The following is a 1,609-nucleotide window of genomic DNA, read 5'->3' on the forward strand; positions in this document are numbered from 1 at the left end:
CCAATCTCCGCCAAGCATGCTCAAGCTTCACGATTTTTGCAACAGAGCCGCCTCAACCGTGGTTACGGCACGGGTATCAATTTTACCAACACGCGCAATTTCGGATTCACAGGGACCGTCGATATCGACTTGGGTGGACCTGCCTTGAAGTCGATCACCGCCTATCGCAATCTCGACACCCGTTTCGGACAGGATCTCGGCAACTCACCGGTCGTGGGGTTCGAGGGCACATTCCGGGTGAAGCAGCATCAGTTCAGCGAAGAGCTGCAGCTTTCGGGCAAGGCGTTCAATGACAAACTCGATTATCTCGTCGGCGCGTATTATTTCTCAGAAGGTGGTAGGGACTCGGAGGATGTCGCATTTACCGGCGGTCTGTTCCAGATCGTCGGAAACTTTCGGTTCAACACCAAGTCCTACGCGCTCTTCACGCACCTCAACTACCGTGTGAACGATCTCATCGGGATCACGCTGGGCGGACGTTATACCAAGGAAGATAAGACGCTCGTTGGAAGCCAGCGGGACCTCAATATGCTTCTCACCAAACTCGGTACTCCGGCATTTCTGTTCCCGGATCCGACAGACCTGTCGCAATTCTACCCGACAGGGGAGCAGAAGCTCTCGTTCAGCAATGTTTCGCCGCGCGTCGGCATCGAACTCCATCCGACCGAGCGGATAATGCTGTACGGATCATTCTCGAAGGGGTTCAAGTCGGGCGGCTGGACGACCCGCGTCTCCGCTCCGGTCCCGCCGGATCCGACCAAGCCTGCGGACAAGCAGGCGCCGAGCTTCAATCCGGAGAAAGCCGACACGTTCGAGATCGGCTTCAAGTCGCAGCTTTTCGATCGAATGCTGCAAGTCAATGCTGCGGCATTCTACACGGACTACAAGGGCATCCAGATCCAGATCCAGCGCGGCATCGGTGCCTCCTTCGAGAACGCCGGCAACGCCAGAATCAAGGGTTTCGAGGTCGAGACGATCTTCGCGCCGAGCCGCGTCTTCCGCGTGAGCGCGTCGGCGGGATACATTGACGCTTACTATCGGAGGATCAACGATCCGTCGGGCACGATCACGCTGGCGAGCCGGCTGCCGCGTGTCCCGAAGTGGACCGCGACGCTATCTCCCGAGTTCAACGTTTTCCTGGCCAATGAAGGTCGGGTCACACTGCGGGCGGATTATTCCTACAAGTCCACCATGGCGGCGGATGCGGAAAACACGCCCGAGTTGTTCAGTGGGAATGTCAGCCTCGTCAATGCCTCGCTCACGTACAGCGCGCCCGGCGACGACTGGTCTCTCGCAATTGGCGGGAACAATGTTTTCAACAAACGCTACATCGCAAATGGCGTCAATCAGCTCAATGGAACTGGCCTGCTGAGCGCGGTGCCGAACAGGCCGTCTGAATATTATGCGACTTTGAGGTTTAAATTCTGATCGACCCGGACTGATCCCACTCCGGATGCTCCTATCTGTCCGGCCCGGGTTTAACCTAGGCCGGGCTTTCTTTGCTAGGTCGATGGCAGCTTTCTCACATCCGCGCGGACAGCACCTTGTGCAGGAGCTGTCGCAACCAGCGGTGAGGCGGGTCGTCTTGGTTCCTCGCATGCCAATATTG

Annotated in this window: 1 protein-coding gene; it reads left to right on the forward strand. The window is 57.4% G+C overall.

Features of this window, described 5'->3' with window-relative positions; all coding sequences use genetic code 11:
- Positions 1–1,428, forward strand: a 1,428-nt coding sequence (locus L286_RS25255) for a TonB-dependent receptor (RefSeq protein WP_029986868.1), incomplete at its 5' end; no start/stop codon positions are given.
- Positions 1,429–1,609: the final 181 nt, after the last annotated feature.

Origin of the sequence: Sphingobium sp. HDIP04, from assembly GCF_000445085.1 — a bacterium.
Classification (GTDB): Bacteria; Pseudomonadota; Alphaproteobacteria; order Sphingomonadales; family Sphingomonadaceae; genus Sphingobium; species Sphingobium indicum.